The organism is Leeuwenhoekiella sp. ZYFB001 (assembly GCF_011784865.1).
Classification (GTDB): Bacteria; Bacteroidota; Bacteroidia; order Flavobacteriales; family Flavobacteriaceae; genus Leeuwenhoekiella; species Leeuwenhoekiella palythoae.
This window is the reverse complement of record NZ_CP050460.1, coordinates 3523458-3540466: the sequence shown is the minus strand read 5'-3', so window position 1 is coordinate 3540466 and position 17009 is coordinate 3523458. Positions and strand designations below refer to the sequence as shown.

Genomic DNA, 17009 nt, shown 5'->3' with positions numbered 1-17009 from the left:
TTAATGTGCACTGATGATTTTTATTAAATTTGACTTTGTTGCTAGATTTTAACAAATTACATTTGCTTCAATTAACACTTAAATTTTACTTACTTAACATGAAAAATCTTACTAAATTATTTCTGTTTGCAGTTTTGACCTTCGTGGGTCTTAACACTGCAAACGCACAAGACAAAAACAACCCTTGGGCTGTTAGTATTGGTGTAAATGCAGTGGATACTTATCCTGTATACCCACCAGACAACAGACCTTTAACTGGAGGTTTCCCTGATGAGTTTTACAATGTAAGCGATCACTGGAACATTCTTCCATCTGTATCTACACTTTACGTAGGACGTTACATTGGAGCAGGTTTCGCTCTTGGTGTTAGAGGATCTATCAACAAGATTGACAAAATGGGAGATCTTCCTGTTGATGATTTAGCGTACTACGCTGTTGACGGTATGTTCTCTTACAGCTTCCGTGATGCTCTTTTTGGAGAAGGCGGTTGGTTTGACCCATACCTAGGTGGTGGTGGTGGTTACGTGTTTATTGGTGATATGCCAAGTCACGGAACTCTTAACGGTACTGTAGGTTTAAAGATCTGGTTAAGCGATAACATCAACCTTGATTTATCTTCTACTTACAAGCACGCAATGATGCCTGGTACTTACTACACAAGACACATGCAGCATATCGTAGGTGTAGGTTTTGCATTTGGCGGAACTGATACTGACGGTGATGGCATCTATGACGATGAGGATGAGTGCCCAGAAACTCCAGGTTTAGAAGAGTTCAACGGATGTCCTGACACTGACGGTGACGGAATCAAAGATTCTGAAGATGCTTGTCCTGAGGTTGCTGGTCTTCCAGAATTTAACGGATGTCCTGATTCTGACGGTGATGGTATTCCTGACAATGAAGATAACTGTCCAGATGTTGCTGGTCCTGCTGCAACTAACGGTTGCCCAGATGCTGACGGTGACGGTGTAATTGATTCAGAAGATGAGTGCCCTAACGAAGCTGGTCCTGCTTCTAACAATGGTTGCCCATTTGCAGATAGAGACGGTGACGGTGTAGCTGACAAAGATGATAAGTGTCCAGATGTTGCTGGTCCTGCTTCTAACGACGGATGCCCAGAAGTTGACGCTGCTGTACTAGAAACTTTAAATGGTGAAGCTGGTCGTATCTTATTTGATACTGATAAAGCTACAATCAGAAAGAGCTCTTACGAGACCTTAACTAGAATTGCTAACATCGTGAAAGAATATCCTACTGCTTCTTTTGAAGTTGAAGGTCACGCTGATAGCCGCGCAAGTAATGCTTACAACATGGATCTTTCTGAAAGAAGAGCTCAATCTGTTGTTGATTACTTAACTAGTAAAGAAGGTGTAAACGGTAGCCAGCTTTCAATCAAAGCTTACGGTGAAGAGAAGCCAATTGCTCCTAACACTACTGCTGCTGGCATGCAACTTAACAGACGTGTAAAACTTACTTTAAAGTAAGAAACACTTCAGATTAAATTCTGAAATATATAAATGGAAAACGCCCTGAATATTCAGGGCGTTTTTTATTTTTAGTCTATGACTACATTTATTGACGAGGTAATCTCAGACCTTTTAGCTGCCTCTCCTTCTCTTACTCAAACCGTAGTGGTGCTGCCTTCTCGGCGTGCCGGAAACTTTTTTCTGCAAAGCTTACAACAGCAATTAGGTGATACGGTTTGCTTTCTTCCGCAGGTTATAAGTATCGAAGAACTTGTTGAAGAAATCTCCGGTTTAACTAGTGCCTCGCAAACGCAATTACAAATTGAGTTATACCACATTTATCAAACGGTTTATGAGGGTGAAACTCCCGATCCCTTTTTAAACTTTTTAGGATGGGGACAAACCTTATTAGGCGATTTGAATGAAATTGATCGCCACTTAATCGATACGAAACCCTTTTTTAATTACCTCTCTGCAGTCAAAGAATTAAACCATTGGTATACAGATCAGGATTCTCAACTGATTTCAAATTATCTTACTTTTTGGAAGTCGATCAATAAATATTACGATCGCTTTCAAGAGCATCTGTTACGCCTAGGCTTAGGCTATCAAGGAATGCTCTATCGCAAGGCTGTTGAAAATTTAGAACCTTTTCTAGATGCAAATCAATCGCAGAACTATTTGTTTTGTGGATTCAACGCTCTTAATGCTGCCGAGCAAAAGATCATCACCCGATTTCTAGAAATTCCTTCGACCAAGATTTATTGGGACATAGATCCTTATTTTTTAGATGACGATAATCACGTTGCAAGCAAATTCATCAAATCTTATATGAAACACTGGGCAATAGATTCTAAACAAAATCTATTTTTCCCAAAATCTGAAAGCAATTTTAATACGACCAAAACCATAACTGCAACAGGAGTTGCACAAAATATTGGCCAGGTTAAATACGTAGGACAATTATTAAATTCATTAGATGCCACAGCATTAAACAACACAGCGGTTATTCTTGGCGATGAAGCACTCCTTCTTCCTTTACTAAATTCCTTGCCGGAATCTGTAACACATTTGAATGTTACTATGGGATTACCTCTAGAACAAGTTGCTCAGGCCGCTTTTTTTGAAAGCTGGTTTCAAATGCACATCAATCGTCAACATAACGGCTATTACTATAAAGATGTTCTCTCTGTGTTAGACCAGCAATATGCCATCCTTTTACTCGATAAGGAACGCGAACTTTTAAAAAAATCAATCACCGAAAAAAATCTGATTTACCTAGATCCACTGCAGCTTTTAGATGATCAGGCATCTACCCATTGTAAGCTTTTATTTAAAGATTGGGTAAATGACAGCAGCATCGCAATACAGCAAATTCTAAGTAGTATTCAAGAGCTTAAAGAACTCCTTTTTCCTAAAAAGAACTGGTTACAACTTGAATTTCTCTATGCTTTTCTAGAAGTTTTTACTCGCTTGAAAAACTTAAACGAAACCTACTCATACCTCGGCGATTTAAAAACCTTAAAACAGTTTTATAAAGAAATCCTAAGTCAAGAAACGCTAGATTTTAAAGGCGATCCTTACAAAGGACTACAGATTATGGGAGTGCTAGAGTCTCGCGTGCTCGATTTTGAACACATTATCATTACCTCCCTTAACGAAGGCACTTTTCCGTCAGGTAAAAGTCAAAATAGTTTTATCCCGTTTGATTTAAAGATCGAATCCAAGCTTCCCACCTATCGCGAGAAAGACGCGATATATGCCTATCACTTTTTCAGAATCCTGCAACGTGCAGCTTCTGTAAACCTGATTTACAACAATGAAGCAGGCGGACTTAAAAGCGGTGAGAAAAGTAGATTTTTATTACAGCTGGCAACCGACACTTCTGCTAACTATAATTTTGTTGACCAGAGTGCTGCAGCTTCGGTAGCTGTTGAACCGATAGCCCTAAAACAGATCAAAAAAACTCCGGAAATTATTGAAGCCCTGATGAAGCACGCGGCTTCCGGATTTTCACCTTCGGCTTTATCCACCTACATTAGAAATCCTATTGATTTTTATTACAATTATGTCCTGGGCATTGAAGAATTAGATGCTGTTGAAGATGTCATAGCCCACAACACATTGGGTACTGTTGTGCACGAAACATTAGATCAGTTGTATCAACCTTATTTGAACACCCAACTCAGCAAACCTATATTGCAAGCCATTCGAGCCAAAGTTGATGCCGAAGTAAGCCTGCAATTTGAAAAAAACTACAATGCGGTTAATATTAAAACCGGTAAAAACCTCATCATTTTTAATGTAGCTAAGCAGTTTGTGCATAATTTTTTGAATCAGGAATTGCAACGCATTGAAGCCGGAGATGAAATCATCATTAAAGCGCTTGAAGCAAAACACGTTGCACAATTAACCCCTGAGATTAAACTGAAAGGAACCGTTGACCGCATAGATGCCGTAAACGGAATAACCCGAATTCTGGATTATAAAACCGGAAAGGTCGAAAAAGGCCAACTTGTTATTAAAGATTGGGACGAATTAATCACAGATTACAAAAAGCAATCTAAGGCGTTTCAAGTTTTGTGCTATGCGCTTATGATCTCCAAAAATGAGGGGCTGCCCGCCAATTGTGAGGCCGGAATCATTTCCTTTAAAAATTTAAAATCAGGCTTTTTAAAACTTACGGAAGACCGAAACACCATAGTCTCCCAAGAACTTCTACAAACTTTTGAAAAATACCTGCTACAACTCATCGATGAACTCTTGAATATCGATATGCCATTTATGGAAAAGGAGGTCTAGCCATCTCATAATTTAAGAGAGAAGTTGGCTTTAGCTGCTGCTTAAATTTTAAATTTGGATCAGCAGATTCTTTCAATTGGTTTTCGGTAGAATAACTTTTTTCAAGTTCAACAACCGGCAATACTTGCAACGAAGCGTTTGAGTAGAGCTCCAAAACCGCTATAAATTGAGTGGATCTAACAATTAAAGTAAAACCTTTTAGTTAATGAATAAAATGAAAAACAAAATCGCTGCGGTCCTTCTTATGTTTGGCGGATATGCAGGAATCAACGCACAAGAAGTGCAAAGCAATCAATCGCTTTTTGATGAATTCTTAGATCATAACGGAAATGAATTCCGCACAGCTACCGGTAAACCGGGAGAAGATTATTGGCAAAACGAAACCGATTATAAAATCGAAGCTACACTCGATGATCAAGCACACACGATCACTGGAAAGCTCACTTTAGAATATACCAATAACAGTCCGCAGGAGCTTGACTTCATCTGGATGCATTTAGAACAAAATCGCTTTACAGCAGATTCTCGCGGAACATTAACAACACCTATTAACGGTAATCGTTACAATGGTGATGTAGACGGCGGTTATACCATCACCAATTTGGAGGCTAAAGTAAAACGCAGTTCTTCATCAAAACATATCATTACAGACACGCGTATGCAGGTCTTTTTTGACGAACCTATTCCGGCAGATGGTGGTGAAGCGACGGTTTCTATGAACTTTACCTATAAAATTCCGGTGAAAGGAATGGACCGTATGGGTCGTCTGGAAACCGAAAACGGAACCATCTACGCATTAGCACAGTGGTTTCCACGCGCAGCAGTTCTTGACGATATCGAAGGATGGAATATCGAGCCGTATTTAGGTGCTGGCGAATTCTATCTCGATTATGGAGATTATGATTTTAAAATCACTGCTCCTTACAATCACATCGTAGTTGCTTCCGGCGCTTTGCAAAATGAAAGAGACATACTTTCAGCAACACTTCGCGATCGTTTGGAAAAAGCAAAAAACAGCGATGAGACGGTGATGTTGGTAAAAGCAGACGAGCTTGACGATATGTCGTTAAGAGCAAAACAAAGTGGTACACTCACGTGGCATTTCAAAATGGAAAACACCCGTGATGTTGCTTTTGCTTCTTCTAAAGCCTTTATTTGGGATGCAGCAAAAATCAATTTGCCTAGCGGAAAGAAAGCGTTAGCACAATCGGTTTATCCTATTGAAAGTGACGGTCAAGGCGCTTGGGCACGTTCTACAGAATACACCAAACATTCAATTGAAAACAACTCGGAGATGTGGTTTGAATATCCTTATCCTGTAGCTGTAAACGTTGCTGCAGAGATCGGCGGAATGGAATATCCCGGTCTCAGTTTTTGTAGTTGGAAGTCTACCGGTGCAGGTTTATGGGGTGTTACCGATCACGAATTTGGTCACAACTGGTTCCCGATGATCGTTGGCACAAACGAGCGCCGCTATGCTTGGATGGACGAAGGTTTCAATACGTTCATCAATCACTACAGCTCAAACAAATTTAATAACGGCGAATATCCTTCAAACCTCAATCAAACCCGAAATGCGCTAGGATGGTATACAAATCCTAATCGTGAAGGCATTGACACCTACCCTGATGTTACCAATTTGAGAAACTTAGGGATGATCGCTTATGCAAAGCCTGCACAAGGATTATTTATGTTACGCGAGTATATCTTAGGCCCGGAGCGCTTTGACAACGCCTTTAAATCTTATATTAAAACCTGGGCATACAAGCATCCACAACCACGTGATTTCTTCAATCATATGGAAAATGTGGCCGGGGAAAACCTAGCTTGGTTCTTTAAAGGTTGGTTTTATGGAACCGGTAATATTGATTTAGCTGTAAATAGCGTGCGTCAATATCAAGGTAATTATGTGATTAGCCTTTCAAACAACGGTGATATCCCGATGCCAGTAAAAATGCAAGTTACTTTTGCAGATGATACTACTCAAATGGTAGAACTTCCTGTTGAGATCTGGCAACGCGGCAATGAATGGAACTATCTTTTAGAAACAAATAAGGAAGTTTCTAAAGTAGTTATTGACCCTAGCAAAATGCTTCCAGATGTAAATTTCTCAAACGACAGCTGGCCGGTAGCACAATACCAGAACTAAGTTTAGCTTTTTAAAAGTAAAACCCCGAATGCTTTCGCCTTCGGGGTTTTTTATGCGATCTATTGAAATGTAACAATTTTCGATTTTACCTACCTATAGTTTAAATCATCAACATCAATCAAATTATGGAAACTCAAACCAACAACCTCAACACCTACCGCATACTTTACATCATAAAAGGTATCTTCAACCTTCTAGGTGCAGTTTTCTTTATAGGCTACGGATTCTTTATGAATTTTATTTTCACTGAAGTAAACCAAAATACCGAGACACCTTTTGATATGACTACATTTTTCGGCATCATTTGCGGAATAGGCTTTGTCGTGAGTTTAATTTTTGGGATTGTAACCCTAATGGGCGCTAAATACATTGGTGAAGCACGCAATTATACCTTTGTGCTTATTGTTGCCATTCTCAATTGCCTTACCGGTATTTTGGGAATTCTTCTGGGAATCTTTTCAATTATTGAGATCAACAAGCCGCACGTAAAAGCTTTGTTTGAGCAGAATAAATAGAATCGAAGTATTAAATCTTGATTATTCAGTAAAAGCTGTTTTCATCAAGCGCTTTAAAGATTTATTTTATCTTTGTTGCTTCAATCACAGGCAATGAGGTCTGCCTCAAACCGCTTCTTAGCAAGCTGATGACTTCTACTTAACCGGCCCGCAAACGCGAGGTCAAAGTAGAATCATTTATATACGGCAGTATGAACTTAGACAAATTCAAGCGCTCGCTCACTTCAATCGAGCAAATTCCTTCTCTGGTTTATCTTTTTAAATGGATTATTATCTGCACATTGATCGGGGCGATTGCAGGAAGTATTTCGGCATTTTTTCTGCTCAGTTTAGAATGGGCGACCAATTACAGAGAAGCACATTTATGGGTTATTGCGTTGCTTCCTATTGGCGGTTTCCTTGTTGGTCTTTCTTATCATCTCTATGGAAACAGCGTCGTAAAAGGAAATAACCTATTGCTGGAAGAGTTTCATACGCCCAAAAAAGTGATTCCGTTTAAAATGGCGCCTTTGGTATTATTTGGCACCATCGCCACGCATCTTTTTGGAGGTTCAGCCGGTCGTGAAGGTACGGCAGTACAAATAGGTGGCGCAGTGGCCGATCAGTTTACCAAAATTTTTAAGCTGAATAATCAAGACCGAAAAATTCTACTCATCGCCGGGATAAGTGCCGGTTTTGCGTCGGTTTTTGGAACACCGCTCGCCGGAGGGATTTTTGCTTTAGAAGTTCTTATTCTCGGAAGAATTCGGCTAGATGCTATTGTACCGAGTTTTCTTGCCGCCGTGCTTTCCGATTATTTCTGCCAAGCCTGGAATGTGGGTCACACGCATTATCATATCAATTCAATTGCCGAAATGAACCCGGCCAATCTGTTATGGGCACTTCTCGCCGGAATTATTTTCGGTTTGGTGAGTATGCTGTTCTCAAAAAGCACACATTTTTGGAGTTCGCAATTCAAAAAATACATTAAGTATCCGCCGCTAAGACCGTTTATTGGAGGTGTTGTGATCGCCATTGCTGTGTATTTAATAGGCACCACAAAATACATAGGACTTGGAGTTCCCACCATTGTGGATTCGTTTAGCGAAGCGATGAACAAATATGATTTTCTAGTCAAAGTATTGTTCACATCATTTACACTGGGAGCCGGTTTTAAAGGTGGCGAGGTAACTCCCTTGTTCTACATTGGTGCAACTTTAGGAAATGCATTGATCTGGTTTATTCCCTTACCAATGGATCTTCTCGCAGGTATGGGGTTTGTTGCTGTTTTTGCCGGCGCGACCAACACACCCATTGCGTGCACCATTATGGGTATCGAACTTTTTGGGATCGAATCTGGCGTATTTATCGCCATTGCGTGTAGCACCGCTTACCTCTTTTCTGGTCATTCAGGAGTTTACGCTGCGCAAATTATCGGAAGTCCTAAAAACAGCCATTACAACAACGAAAAAGGCAGTTTGCTTTCTGAAATCAGCGAGAAAAGAGCAAATAAAGAGTTTTAATTCTTCGCAAACACTTCTGGCTTTCTAAGGTATGCTGCAAAAAGCGTACTCGTCAGAATAAGCATTAATACTTCGGCGGGTTTGCCTTTATACAGGTGAATGCCAATAACCGGAAGCATATAAAGCGAAAGCATCGTTACGCCCCACAGCATTGTTTTGTGATAATAAAATAAGGCAAGTCCCGTAAGAATAAAAACTCCTGCGGTAAGCATCACCGCACTGCTTTGTACAATTTTTCCTGTTTGATGAGGATCAAGCAATTTGTCTAGCGCCGTTGGAACATAAAAGACAGCGAGCAACACTGAGGGTAAATAAATTAAAATAGAAATTAATACGGGTCTGACATTCATTTTGCGCGTTGATTAGTTTGTGAGCTGCTAATACCAACTCAAAATGTATAACGCAAAGTAAATCAACATCGTATAAAACCAAAAAACCTGAAGCAGAACTGCTTCAGGTTTTCTTTTGTGGAGAAGATGGGATTCGAACCCACGACCTCTTGACTGCCAGTCAAGCACTCTAGCCAACTGAGCTACATCCCCATTTTTTGCGCCTAAGTTTTTCGGCTATACACCAACTGAGCTACATCCCCATTTGGAGGGCGTAAATATAACCAAATTCCTTAATAAACATCCCAATTATCATTTTTGCTGCTGATGCTTTTTACATTCAGCGTAAATGCCTCATTTTTGCAAAAAACCTCCCTAAATGATACGACCCGCTACTTCTGCAGATGTTGATGAAATCTTGCAAGTGACCGCCGCTTGCGCAAAGACAATGATCGCTAATGGTATTTACCAATGGAATGAACACTACCCATCGCGCGCAGCTTTTGAAGAAGATATTAAACGCAACGAACTTTACATCTACCCTCACGAAGAGCGTATTCTGGGTACTGTTGTGGTTTCCACTTTGAAAGATGAGATTTATGAGGAAATCACCTGGCTGACACCTTCTGAAGCCCGTTGTATCTACATTCACCGGCTAGCGGTTCATCCTGAAGCGCAGGGTCAGGGAATCGCACAGCAAATGATGCAATTTGCAGAAGATTATGCCCGAGAGCACGGTTTTGCTTCCGTTAGGCTGGACACCTTCAGTAAAAATGAGAGGAATAATGTTTTTTATACTAAACGGGGTTATCAAAAACTTGATCCGGTCTATTTTCCTAAGCAAAGTGAATTTCCGTTTTACTGCTACGAACTGGTGTTGTAAATACCGGCTTTAGAAATCTTATTTTCGCCATACAATAAAACTCATGACCACAACCAGTCCGCTTTCTTTTAAAAATATTAACCGTCTTGCTGTTCCGGCGTTATTGGCGGGTATTGCAGAACCTATACTTTCTGCTACAGATGCGGCCGTGGTGGGCAATGTGCCCGATAATGCTACAGAAGTCCTCGCCGCAGTGGGTATTGTAGGTTCGTTTTTGTCGGCACTTATTTGGATTTTAGGCCAAACGCGTAGCGCATTGCAAGCCATTATCGCGCAGTATTATGGTGCCGATAAAATTGACGAGATCAGCACGCTTCCGGCGCAAGCGATCTATTTCAATATCCTGTTGAGTGTTGTAATCTTGGTTACCACGCTTCCTTTTATTGAAGCTATTTTTTCACTGTACAACGCATCGGGGCTCATCCTCGACTATTGCGTGCAGTATTATTCAATTCGGGTTTGGGGTTTCCCTCTCACCTTATTCACCTTTGCTGTGTTTGGCATTTTTAGAGGATTGCAAAACACCTTTTGGCCTATGGTGGTTGCGATAATTGGTGCCGGTGTGAATATTCTGCTTGACTTTATTTTGGTCTATGGAATCGAGGGCTACATTCCCGCAATGCAGATTGAAGGTGCTGCGTATGCCAGTCTGGGCGCGCAGGCGTTAATGGCGGTTTTATCACTCATTCTTGTGCTTATCAAAACCAACGTAAGCCTAAAACTGCGCTTTCCGATTCATCCCGAACTATGGAGGCTCGTGGGTATGGCGCTCAACCTCTTTGTGCGTACCATCGCTTTAAATCTCGCCTTATATCTCGCCAATTCGTTTGCTACAGATTATGGCGCTTCCTACATTGCGGCACAAACTATTTTGATCAACATCTGGTTATTTTCGGCATTTTTTATTGATGGCTATGCCGCTGCCGGAAATATTCTCGCAGGCCGTTTTCTAGGCGCTAAAGATTATACCAGCCTTTGGGAATTAAGTAAAAAACTAAGTAAATACAGCCTGATCATTGCCGGCGGATTGATGCTTATCTCCGCCTTTTTATATGAACCTATCGGATTAATTTTCAGCAAAGAACCCGAAGTGATCGCACGATTTACAGCGCTGTTTTTTGTGGTAATTCTTATGCAGCCTTTAAACGCCCTCGCCTTTATTTTTGACGGAATCTTTAAAGGAATGGGCGAAATGAAATACCTGCGCAACGTGCTGATGGCCGCCACATTTCTGGGCTTTGTTCCCGCTATTTTTATAGGAGATTATTTTGGCCTGAAACTCTACGCGGTCTGGATCGCCTTTTCCGTTTGGATGATGGTGCGAAGCGGCGCGCTGATTCTCAAATTCAGAAAACGCTTTAAACCAAAAGTCGCTTAAAAAGCTATCGGGTCTTTAACCAGCCTGTAATGCTCAAGCGCTCTGAAGCCAATACCGGCTTTACCTCGTGCTCCAGAATTTGACTTTCAAAAATCACCACGCGCCCGGGTTTAGGAATAATATCAAGCGCACGTTCTCCGTTTCCTTCAGGTAAATAGATCGTGAGTTCGCCTCCATTGCTCGCCACCCAACTGTCGTCGTTTAAATAACAAACCATCGAGAGTTTACGGCGATCGTCATTTTGAAAGGTATCCAGATGCCTTTTATAGAAAGTACCTTTGGGGTAAATCGCATAGTGAAATTCCTTCTGAAGAATTCCCAAAAAACACGTGCGGTTTAGATAAGCTACAAGATCATTGATCTTCTCAAAAAACAGACGTTCTTTAGGTCTGGCTTCGGCTTCATTGATCCATTTAATAAAGTCTCCTCGAATGGTTTTATCGATCTCCTCATTAAACTTGTTGCCAATGGCTGCTTTTTTAAAACTGTCTGCCTCGTAAACTTCCTTTAGCGATTGTCTTAATTCCTCAATTTCTTCCGAAGAAAAAAAGTCATCAACAATGGCATAATTACATTCTAGTAAATCTGTGATTACCTGCTCGTAGGCTGGGTTTTCAATAAAATCTACCTGCTCAAAAAGCTGCGTGTTCATAGGCGTCAAAATCCTCAAAAATGAGATCGAAAATTGCGCGCAAATAACGCACAAAAAACATTGCGAATTTCGCAATTTTCAAGCCCTTGATTATTTTCTAGGTACGGCGCTTAGACTTTGTTACTTTTGCCTAATTAATCATATCATTTATGGATATTTTACAGTTTTTAAGCGGAACCGGCATATACTTGATCTTTGCGATTGCACTCATAGTAGTGGTTTTGGTTAGAAAATTTAAAAAGTAATTATGAGCAACATACGCATCACCAAACAGTTTTCTTTTGAAACCGGTCACGCGCTTTATGGCTATGACGGTAAGTGTCGCAATGTACACGGGCACAGTTATAAGCTTTCGGTAACGGTGATCGGGACGCCTATTTCAGACAACAACAATGTGAAGTTTGGGATGGTGATCGACTTTGGTGACCTAAAAAAAATTGTGAAAAGTGAGATCGTAGATGTGTTTGACCACGCCACGGTTTTTAATAAAAACACACCGCACGTTGAGCTGGCCAAAGAGCTTTCAGACCGTGGTCACAATGTGTTGCTGGTAGATTATCAACCCACCAGCGAGATGATGGTGATTGATTTTGCTGAAAAAATAAAGAAACACCTTCCGGAAAACATCACGTTATTTTCACTGAAATTACAAGAGACCGATACCAGTTTTGCTGAATGGTATGCCGCTGATAATGCGTAATCTTCAAGTATGAATCAAGCCATAACAGCAATACATATCCCTGAAGGAAAAAAGGTGTATTTCTCTAGTGACAATCACTTGGGCGCACCTACTGCTGAAGCGAGCAAACCCCGCGAGAAAAAATTTATCGCTTGGTTGAGCGCGATCGAAGCAGATGCTGCAGCGATTTTTCTATTGGGTGATCTGTTTGACTTTTGGTTTGAGTATAAAACCGTGGTTCCTAAAGGTTTTGTACGCGTGCTAGGCAAACTGGCGCAACTGCGCGATAAGGGCATCCCGATCTACTTTTTTGTAGGAAATCACGATTTGTGGATGAAAGATTATTTTAAAACCGAACTCGACATTCCTGTGTATCACGAGCCCCGCATTTTTGATCTGAACAACAAGCGCTTTTTTATAGGCCACGGCGACGGTCTGGGCCCTGGAGACAAGGGCTACAAACGAATGAAAAAAGTGTTTACTTCGCCGTTCTTTCAGTGGTTATTTCGTTGGGTGCATCCTGATATTGGAGTGCGAGTAGCACAGCATCTTTCAGTAAAAAATAAACTGATAAGCGGAGAAGACGATCAAAATTTCCTTGGTGAAGAAAATGAATGGTTGGCTGCATACGCAAAGCGGAAATTAGAAACCGCACATTATGATTACTTCATTTTTGGCCATCGGCATTTGCCTATGGAAATCCAAGTAGGTCCTCAATCAACCTACTACAATCTAGGCGATTGGATCACACATTACACTTACGGTGTTTTTGATGGGAACTTTTTTCAGCTAAAAGAATACAGCATTTAGTTTAAAGCCGTTTGCATAAAGAAATGCATTTCCATTCTTAAAATGGTCTGATCTAAAAGGTCTTGAATCTCATAAACCTCATCACGACTTACCGCTAAATCTACATCCGGAGACGGGGTTTTGAGCAATAAGGAACGGCATTCTCTTGGAGCAGGACAGTCTTTACAGGTGTATTGCGCTAAAGTATCTTGAGTTAAATGTGCAAATTCTTTAAGCTGATCTAGTGAGAAATAAAAACCCATATCCCTAAAAACAACCTGCGCTTTAATACTGCTGTATTTTGAAGTTTTCCAGTAAAAGGAAATGCCACTATCGTTGCGGTAAATGATATCAATATTCTTCATAACCTAAGGTTTGAAACAAATATACTAAAGTTATTTAGAACAAATCTAAATAGAATGCTAATTATTCTTGTAGATCCCGAAGCTTCAACTGAATACTCTTGGTGCCATTCCATTCGTTGATATCTAAAGAGTAAGCAGCTTTAAATGGTTTTCTATGCTGAATCAAATCGCATTTGGAACCTAACCCAAAACCTATGGCGCCAATAGTCTGGCTGTCCTTTTGCTTTACGCTACATTTTAAATGCGTTTCATCTGCGCCTACGCATTTACCAAAACCGGTATCGGTAAGGTTTTTACTCATAAACACCGGTGTCATATTTCCCGGACCATACGGCGCAAATTGCCGAAGGATACGGTAAAATTTTGGAGTGATGTCATCAAGTTCTAGCTCCGCATCAATAGTAATTTCAGGAATAAGCAAGCGCTCATCTATAGAACTGCCCACAACCTCCTCAAACTTATTTTTAAAACCCTCATATTGATGTTCGGCTAAAGTAAGTCCGGCAGCATATTTATGCCCACCAAACTGCTCAATATGTTCGCTACATTGCTCTAAAGCATCATACACGTCAAAACCTTTTACTGAACGCGCGCTCGCGGCTAACTTTTCTCCGCTTTTCGTGAATACTAAGGTTGGGCGGTAATAGGTTTCGGTTAGTCTGGAGGCTACAATACCAATGACTCCTTTGTGCCAATTCTCCTGAAAAACCACGGTGGTTTTTCGGTTTTCTTCCTTATTCGTTTCAATCTGCAATAAGGCTTCCTGCGTGATTACCTTATCAAGATCTTTCCGCTCTGCGTTAAAACCTTCGATCCCTGAAGCGATTTCCTGTGCACGATCATAATCTTGTTCGGTAAGTAATTCTACGGCGTGTAGACCGTGTTTGATTCTTCCCGCCGCGTTAATGCGTGGTGCGATGATAAAGACCACATCGGTGATTGTGAGTTCGTCTTTGTTCACATTTTCGATCAAAGCTTGAATTCCGGTTCGAGGCAAGGTGTTGATCACGTCAAGACCGTAAAATGCCAACACGCGATTTTCACCGGTAATGGGTACAATATCGGCTCCTATTGCAGTTGCCACAAGATCAAGATAAGGCACCAAAGTTTTAACCGGAAGGCCCTTCTCCTGCTCCATTGCTTGAATCAATTTAAAACCCACACCGCAACCGCAAAGCTCTTTGTACGGATATTCACAATCCTCCCGTTTTGGGTCTAAAACCGCAACAGCCTCCGGAATTTCAGCACCGGGACGGTGGTGATCACAAATAATAAAATCGATCCCGAGCTTCTTGGCATAGGCTACTTTTTCTATTGCTTTTACACCGCAGTCAAGCGCAACAATGAGCGTAATGTCATTGTCGTGCGCATAATCAATACCCGTATAAGAAACACCGTAACCCTCGGCATAGCGATCAGGAATGTAGGTCGCCACTTGTGGGTGCAACGTCTGGAGATAACTACTCATCAGCGCAACACTTGTTGTCCCGTCTACATCATAATCCCCGTAAACCAAAATATTTTCATTTTGAGCAATTGCAAGATTAAGGCGTGCGACGGCCTTATCCATATCTTTCATCAAAAACGGATCGTGCAAATCATCAAGCGAAGGTCTGAAAAACGCTTTGGCTTTGTCATATGTGTCTATTCCACGCTGAATTAAAAGCTGCGCGATTTTTTCTGGAATCGACAGTTGCTTTGCAAAAGCATTGATTTTTTCGGTTTCGGGAATAGGTTTGAGTGTCCATCGCATTGCTGCAACAAGTTTTAAGCGGGATTCGTATTCTCGTTGGTCTCAACCAACAGCTATTTGATTACAAATTTACTTTTATAATCCAAGCATCTTCAAAATCATTCAACTTTCTATACTCAACCAATCGCTCGTATAAGGCATCAGGGTCGGCACTGTAATCAATATAAATGTAATGATAGTAGTTTGCCGGATTTACAAACCTGACGGGCGTAAGACCTCTTAATTTCATCTTTTCTTGCCAACGCAATGCATTATCACGTTGCGCAAAAACGTGATTTACGATGTAATAACCTTGATCCATTCCCGGTACAGTTAAAGGTTTGGAAGCCAGCATATCTTGCAACGCCTGAGGTCTTGTGCTATTTTTAATAGTGCTCAAAGACTTAGACGGTATGGGCTCCCCGTCTTTACCGTACTGTTGTACTTCTTCTTCGGTTTCCGAAGGGCTTTCGGTTTGAGGAAGAGGTTCTTCTACTATATCTTGTTTGGTCTGCGGAATTTCCACCGGCATTTTTGATGGAATACTATCAGCTTTGCCTTCTACAACCACGCGCTGATAATAAGCAGTGCTTATTTCGGTTTGAAAAGCATTAAAAAACACAAACAATCGGTCTGATTCTGTTTTAAACTGAAGCTTTACTTGGGTTGCATCGTTAGCGATCAATGCATTGTTTTCATTCGGTATATCCACTTTAGCCAGATCAAAGCCTAATGTATTGGAGCTCTTAGGAGTTCTGTTTACATACTTTTTGTCTTTGACCGTGATGCTGCTATTAAAAAAGTTATTGGCATAACGCACCCGGCTCTGAAGCTCTAAAAATTCGTTTTCTCGTTCGCTAAAAATTGAAACTGCATCTCCGGGCAATACCAGGTCACCTTCTAAAGCCGCCAGCGTGATCGAGGTTTTTACGGCTCCGTTTTCGACTACTCTAAAATTATTAAAGTCTATCTCCTGTGAATTATTCGGATTGATAAAGCTAAACCCATGATACCCCGTAAAATACTGTAAAGGTGCTTGCGTATCTTCATAAATAATATACAGCATCCATCCGGCAGAACTTCCGCCGTACATATAGCCTTCTAATGCAGTCACATTTGCAAGAGTGTACGTGCCTGACGAGGCTTTTTGAGATTTTAAAAGCGATGTAATTTCGCTGTAACACACATAAGGCGCGGCATTCTGGAGTTCGATAACTTCATCGCGCATCCCATCGTATAAGACTTCCCCTTGAATGTTATGGTAGGTTTTGCTGTTGGGCAGCTGTAGTTTAACAAGGTCAAAAGGTTTACTACGTTTCTTAATGAGTTTATATTCTATACGGTCATTGCGCACGCGTTGTTTACCGCGCTCTCCGGGATACGTAGCCGCCCAGTAAAGCCCGGCATATTTAATAGTGGCATCTTTAGGCATTGTAAGCGTGGCACTACTTGAACTAAAGGTGTTAGCATTTTTATCTACATCAACATACACCATTTCTGTACGATCGTTTAAGCCCTTAGGACGCACATAAGCACGGGTAGGATGATCGCCTAAAATCGTATTGCCTATAACTCGTGTATCGCCTTTTAAGTAAAATTCATTTACTTTTTTAAAAGCTACTCCTTGAGCAAAACTCAAAACAGAAAAAAACAAAAAGCTTACGAGTAATTTTATATGCATAGTGCCAGATTAATGAGAGTTGTGCCAAGTTACAAATAACCCCTTTTATTTTTGGTCAAGATCAGGTAAATTGTAAACCTATACTAT

General features: G+C 40.9%; 14 protein-coding genes, 1 tRNA gene and 1 riboswitch. Of the genes, 9 read left to right on the top strand and 6 right to left on the bottom strand.

All coding sequences use genetic code 11. The features are described 5' to 3' along the window. Positions 1–98 precede the first annotated feature (98 nt). From HCN54_RS15225 to HCN54_RS15205, 5 genes are all read left to right on the top strand, one after another. Complete coding sequence (locus tag HCN54_RS15225) at positions 99–1484, top strand: OmpA family protein (protein ID WP_167598460.1); 1386 nt, start codon at positions 99–101, stop codon at positions 1482–1484. 78 nt (positions 1485–1562) lie between these two features. After that, positions 1563–4268, top strand: coding sequence for a PD-(D/E)XK nuclease family protein (locus tag HCN54_RS15220; protein ID WP_167598459.1), 2706 nt, complete (start codon positions 1563–1565; stop codon positions 4266–4268). Positions 4269–4473: 205 nt separating this feature from the next. Further along, the gene (locus HCN54_RS15215) at positions 4474–6417 is read left to right on the top strand and encodes a M1 family metallopeptidase (protein ID WP_167598458.1); all 1944 of its coding nucleotides are present in this window, start codon (positions 4474–4476) and stop codon (positions 6415–6417) included. A 125-nt stretch (positions 6418–6542) separates the two neighbouring features. Next, positions 6543–6932, top strand: coding sequence for a hypothetical protein (locus HCN54_RS15210; protein ID WP_167598457.1), 390 nt, complete (start codon positions 6543–6545; stop codon positions 6930–6932). Between the two features lie 80 nt (positions 6933–7012). Beyond that, a riboswitch (Fluoride riboswitch) is annotated at positions 7013–7077 on the top strand. A gap of 46 nt (positions 7078–7123) precedes the next feature. Continuing rightward, complete coding sequence (locus tag HCN54_RS15205) at positions 7124–8434, top strand: voltage-gated chloride channel family protein (protein ID WP_167598456.1); 1311 nt, start codon at positions 7124–7126, stop codon at positions 8432–8434. Here HCN54_RS15205 and HCN54_RS15200 read toward each other — a convergent pair. Both HCN54_RS15200 and HCN54_RS15195 read right to left on the bottom strand, forming a co-directional pair. Continuing rightward, positions 8431–8784 carry a hypothetical protein gene (locus HCN54_RS15200; protein WP_167598455.1) on the bottom strand — a complete coding sequence of 118 codons (354 nt, stop codon included), beginning with the start codon at positions 8782–8784 and terminating at the stop codon, positions 8431–8433. The two genes, HCN54_RS15205 and HCN54_RS15200, sit on opposite strands and share 4 nt — an antisense overlap. Before the next feature lie 118 nt (positions 8785–8902). Next, positions 8903–8976, bottom strand: a tRNA-Ala gene (locus HCN54_RS15195). Positions 8977–9142: 166 nt separating this feature from the next. Here HCN54_RS15195 and HCN54_RS15190 point away from each other — a divergent pair. Continuing rightward, on the top strand, positions 9143–9646 hold the full coding sequence (locus tag HCN54_RS15190; RefSeq protein WP_167598454.1) for a GNAT family N-acetyltransferase: 504 nt from the start codon (positions 9143–9145) through the stop codon (positions 9644–9646). Positions 9647–9689: 43 nt separating this feature from the next. Continuing rightward, positions 9690–11024: an MATE family efflux transporter gene (locus tag HCN54_RS15185; protein ID WP_167598453.1), complete on the top strand. Its 1335-nt coding sequence runs from the start codon at positions 9690–9692 to the stop codon at positions 11022–11024. Between the two features lie 4 nt (positions 11025–11028). Here HCN54_RS15185 and HCN54_RS15180 read toward each other — a convergent pair whose 3' ends face one another. Next, on the bottom strand, positions 11029–11676 hold the full coding sequence (locus HCN54_RS15180) for a 2OG-Fe(II) oxygenase (protein WP_167598452.1): 648 nt from the start codon (positions 11674–11676) through the stop codon (positions 11029–11031). A gap of 247 nt (positions 11677–11923) precedes the next feature. Here HCN54_RS15180 and HCN54_RS15175 point away from each other — a divergent pair, with 247 nt between their 5' ends. Further along, a complete protein-coding gene (locus HCN54_RS15175; protein WP_072981013.1) occupies positions 11924–12376 on the top strand; it encodes a 6-pyruvoyl trahydropterin synthase family protein in 453 nt (150 codons plus the stop codon). 9 nt (positions 12377–12385) lie between these two features. Continuing rightward, positions 12386–13165: a UDP-2,3-diacylglucosamine diphosphatase gene (locus tag HCN54_RS15170; protein ID WP_240924899.1), complete on the top strand. Its 780-nt coding sequence runs from the start codon at positions 12386–12388 to the stop codon at positions 13163–13165. On the opposite strand, the gene HCN54_RS15165 is transcribed toward HCN54_RS15170, so the two are convergent. The 3 genes from HCN54_RS15165 to HCN54_RS15155 all read right to left on the bottom strand — a co-directional run bounded on the left by HCN54_RS15165 (position 13162) and on the right by HCN54_RS15155 (position 16922). Continuing rightward, complete coding sequence (locus tag HCN54_RS15165) at positions 13162–13509, bottom strand: hypothetical protein (RefSeq protein WP_167598451.1); 348 nt, start codon at positions 13507–13509, stop codon at positions 13162–13164. The genes HCN54_RS15170 and HCN54_RS15165 overlap by 4 nt on opposite strands. 61 nt (positions 13510–13570) lie before the next feature. Further along, the gene (recJ, locus tag HCN54_RS15160; RefSeq protein ID WP_167598450.1) at positions 13571–15262 is read right to left on the bottom strand and encodes a single-stranded-DNA-specific exonuclease RecJ; all 1692 of its coding nucleotides are present in this window, start codon (positions 15260–15262) and stop codon (positions 13571–13573) included. Positions 15263–15323: 61 nt separating this feature from the next. Beyond that, entirely contained in the window at positions 15324–16922 is a 1599-nt protein-coding gene (locus HCN54_RS15155) for a hypothetical protein (protein WP_167598449.1), read from the bottom strand. Positions 16923–17009: the final 87 nt, after the last annotated feature.